Below are 3,804 nucleotides of genomic sequence, written 5' to 3'. Positions count from 1 at the left end.
TTCAACTTCACCTCCTCGATCTCCTCGACACCGACATCGGACAAACCCGCTGGCCACAGACCTGAAACGGTGACCCGCGAAGTCCGGGTCTAGGACGCGGTGTCGGCGGTGGGTTCCTGGCGTGCCGTGGCCGACGGGCGGTCGGAGGGCGCGTCAAGCATCTCGGGCTCGTTCAGGGTGCGCAGAAGAACCCAGCCGAGGGCGGGCAGCGCGATCAGCGGTGCGAGGGCGGTCTGCAAGGAGGTGGCGTCGGCGACGGCGCCGATGAGGGGTCCGGCGATGCCGCCGATGCTGACGGGACGACACCGGAGGCGGCGGCGTACGTGTAGGCACGCTCGGAGACGAAGAACGGTACCAGCGCGGCCACCGCTCCCTGGTAGATGTCCACGCAGGCATGGCCCAGGGACAGGAGCGTGATCGGGCCGGTACGAGAGGTACGGGTTGTCGGCACATGGCCATCGTCGCCACGGCGGCGCCTGGCGCGCTTCCGATAAAATGCCAAAGTATGCCGGATATCCGCCACGCTCCCGAGGCGCCCACCCGCACGCAGATGCTCGCTCCGGGAGAGAGCATCGACGCGCACCGCCACGACGACCACCAGATCATCTACGCGGGCTCCGGTGTCCTGGCCGTGACAACCGCCGCCGGCACCTGGTTCGCCCCCGGGACCCGCGCCATCTGGGTGCCCGCAGGATGTGTCCACGCCCACCGCGCTTACGGCCGCCTCGATCTGCACCTGCTCGGCCTGCCCGCCGCCACCAACCCCCTGGGCCTCGACGACCCCACCGTCCTTGCCGTCAGCCCCCTGCTGCGCGAACTGATCCTCGCCTCCACACGCAGCCCGCACGACGACACCCCCGAACGACGCCGTCTGCGCGCGGTCCTTCTCGACCAGCTGCGCGCCTCGCCCCAGCAGCCCGTCCAGCTGCCGGCCCCCACCGACCCCCGTCTCACAGCCGTCTGCGAACTCCTGCGTCGCAACCCCGCAGACCCTCGCCCCCTGGCAGCCCTGGCAACCACGGCGCGAGCCGGCGAACGCACCCTCAGCCGCCTCTTCCGTCGCGAACTGGGCATGACGTTCCCCCAGTGGCGCACCCAGCTACGCCTCTACCACGCCCTGCGCATGCTGGCCGAGGACATGCCGGTCACCACGGTCGCCCATCGCTGCGGCTGGTCCTCCACCAGCGCCTTCATCGACGTCTTCCGCCGAGCCTTCGGCTACACCCCCGGAACCCACAACCGCCGTCCCTGACAGGGGTGCGGGGCCGGGCGATCCGCCCGGCCCCGCACCCTTCCCGTTCGCTCGTCCGCCTGCCTGCCCGGTTACTTCGTGAAGATGAAGTACTTCCAGGAGCCATTGGTGTTCGAGTTCACGGAGTCGCCCGAGGTGCCGTTCACGTACGAGGCACGGACGCGCATCCGGTAGCCCGTGTCATGGGTGCCGGTGAGCGTCACGATGGACTGGCCGTTGGTGCCGAGCTTGAAGTACTGCGAGCCCGCGTCGTACCACTTGCCCTGGTAGTAGAGCTCCAGGGACAGCTTGTGGGACCGGTTCTTGTAGTAGCTCATCGTCGTGGTGAAGACCGGGTTGGTCTTCTTGTGGAAGTACGCGTACGACGTGGAGCCGATCTTGGCCGTCTTGTACTGCTTGGAGATGGAGGTCGAGACCCTCACCTTGGCGTACGCCGTGGACGTGACCGTCTTGGACGCGTACCGGCCGTCACCCTTGAAGACGGCGGTGACGGTGGTGTCCCGGGTCATGGCGACCGTGGTGGACAGATCGCCCTTGGAGTTGACCTTGCCGGTCTTCACCAGCTTCTTGGGTTTGTCCGGACCGAACGGGTCCACCCAGAGCTCGACGGTGCGGTTCTTGTACGTCTTGCCGAGGTGCGCGGTGAACGACACCTTGGCGCCATAGGAGTACAGCGCCTTGTTGTGGTTCAGGGTCAGCGAGGTGGCCGCCCGGGAGACGGCGACCTTGTCGGAACCCGACGCCGCGGAGTGGGTGGCGTCGCCCGCGTACGACACCTTGTAGGTGACCTGGCCGCCCGCGGTCGGGGTGTCGGTGAAGGAGAAGCTGCCGTCCGACTTCAGCGTCACCGCGGGAAGTGTCTTGCCCTTGGGCGACTCGATGTCGGTGCGCGTCACCGTGGCCCTGGCGCCCGCCGGGAACGCGCCCTCGGACTTCACCCGGCCGGTGACGGTGAGCTTCTTGCCGCGCTCCGACTTCGCCGGGGCGTTGACCGTGACGGTGGTCGCGGACTTGACGGCGTCGGTGAGCACCCGCAGCGAGCGGACGCCGTTGTCGTTCACGGTGACGGCGAACAGGCGGCTGGTGTCCGGCGCCCAGGCCAGGCCCGCGTCCTCCAGGGTGTCCGCACCGCTGCTGTTCCCGGTGTTGGGGAACTCGTACGTCCGGACCGGCTTGCTGGTGACGCCGGGCTTGTAGACGTAGACGTCCGGGTCGTACCAGGCGAACGATCCGGCGGCGACCATGCCGTTCGGAGCGATGTCGACCGCATTGGGGTACGAGGTGGACGGATACGCGATCCCCGGCGTGAGGTCCGTCGCGCTGTACGCCTGGTGAAGGTACGGAGCGGCGCTGGCCACCACGACCTGCTTGCCGTCCGGCGTCAGCGCGAGGTCGCGCAGATTGCCCCCGTCCGTGGACCGGAACGCGGTGCGTGTGGCCGTGCCCGAGGACACGTCGTACACGGCCAGATACGTCGGGCTCTGGGTCTCGATACCGGCGGCCAGCGTGTCCGGCGCACCGGGTGTCGATGCCAGGGTCGGGGCCGCGTACCAGGTGCCGTTCGTCTCGTGGTCCAGGGTGACGACCGGTTCGGCGCCGGACAGGTCGAGCGAACCGATGTGGCCCGAACCGCCCCCGCCGTACCCGAACCAGAGCTTCCCGCCCGCCAGCGCCGGGAACTTCGGGTCGGTGCCGTTGCCGGTCGCGTACCGCGCGGACTCCTTGAGAGCGGCGGTGTCGATCGTGACGATGGCGTCGGCGCCCGGCACGGCCGCGTACAACGTGCCGGAGTCGGCGGAGAGTTCGAGACCGGTCACGCCCGGCAGAGACGAGATCGTGGCGACGACCGAGCCGTTGTAGTCGGCGACGAGGACCTTGCCGCCGGTCGGGTCACTGATGAAGACCCGCTGGTGCACACCGTCCGCGACGATGTCGCCGACCGATGCGGCGGGAAGGATCTTGCTGGAGTCGGCAGCGGCCGGATTCGCCGCACCGCCGACCAGAACCACGGAACTGAAGAGGACCGCGAGCGAGGTCGCGGCCGAGATTCTGCGCGTACGCAAAATGATGTCTACCCCCACGGTAAGAGGGCCGCGTGGCACCCGAAGATGAGAAAGGGGTGCGGCCCAGGAACGCAGGGTATGGCATGGCGTCCACATCTCGTACACATTTGCGGGGCCGGGACGTCCCCGCCCCCGCCAACCGTCAGTTCGCCCAGGTGAGGAACGTCGACCAGGCGCCGGGGGCGACCGCGAAGGAGGGACCTTCGGGCACCTTGGAGTCCCGGACGTGGATGGCGTGGGGGCAGGTGGCGACCTCGGGTGGCGGCCGTGAGCGCGATGGAGACCTGCGCGCAACCTGCCAGTGACGAGATGCTGGCGGGTCTGGAGCGCGTAGGAGTTCGCGCAGTCCGCCGACGGTGCCCGACGGGTTCGTCCACACCCTGTTGCTGCTGAGTGCGGTGTCCGTGTTGCTGGGCTGATCAGTCGGCCTTGGTGTACGTGAGCTTGTCGCCGGTGTCCGTGTTCTCGCGGCGCAGGGAGCCGTCCGGG

General features: G+C 68.7%; 3 protein-coding genes and 2 pseudogenes. 1 reads left to right on the top strand and 4 read right to left on the bottom strand.

The window, feature by feature from the left end; translation table 11 throughout:
• Positions 1-89: 89 nt before the first annotated feature.
• Both ACIPEK_RS46330 and ACIPEK_RS46325 read right to left on the bottom strand, forming a co-directional pair.
• On the bottom strand, positions 90-239 hold the full coding sequence (locus ACIPEK_RS46330) for a hypothetical protein (protein ID WP_402008974.1): 150 nt from the start codon (positions 237-239) through the stop codon (positions 90-92).
• A gap of 38 nt (positions 240-277) precedes the next feature.
• Positions 278-451: pseudogene (locus ACIPEK_RS46325) on the bottom strand (MFS transporter); the annotation flags it as partial.
• Positions 452-505: 54 nt separating this feature from the next.
• On the opposite strand from ACIPEK_RS46325, the gene ACIPEK_RS46320 reads away from it, so the two are divergent.
• Positions 506-1,252 (top strand): AraC family transcriptional regulator, encoded by a 747-nt coding sequence (locus ACIPEK_RS46320; RefSeq protein ID WP_402008972.1) that lies wholly within the window; start codon positions 506-508, stop codon positions 1,250-1,252.
• 71 nt (positions 1,253-1,323) lie between these two features.
• Here the strand turns inward: ACIPEK_RS46320 and ACIPEK_RS46315 are convergent, their stop codons facing one another.
• Positions 1,324-3,315: an Ig-like domain repeat protein gene (locus tag ACIPEK_RS46315; protein WP_402008969.1), complete on the bottom strand. Its 1,992-nt coding sequence runs from the start codon at positions 3,313-3,315 to the stop codon at positions 1,324-1,326.
• Between the two features lie 142 nt (positions 3,316-3,457).
• Positions 3,458-3,574 (bottom strand): annotated as a pseudogene (locus tag ACIPEK_RS46310) (DUF397 domain-containing protein); the annotation flags it as partial.
• Between the last annotated feature and the right edge of the window lie 230 nt (positions 3,575-3,804).

Source organism: Streptomyces sp. NPDC088246, assembly GCF_044741025.1.
Taxonomy (GTDB): Bacteria; Actinomycetota; Actinomycetes; order Streptomycetales; family Streptomycetaceae; genus Streptomyces.
The sequence above is the reverse complement of the archived record's forward strand: the minus strand, read 5'-3'. Positions and strand labels throughout refer to the sequence as shown.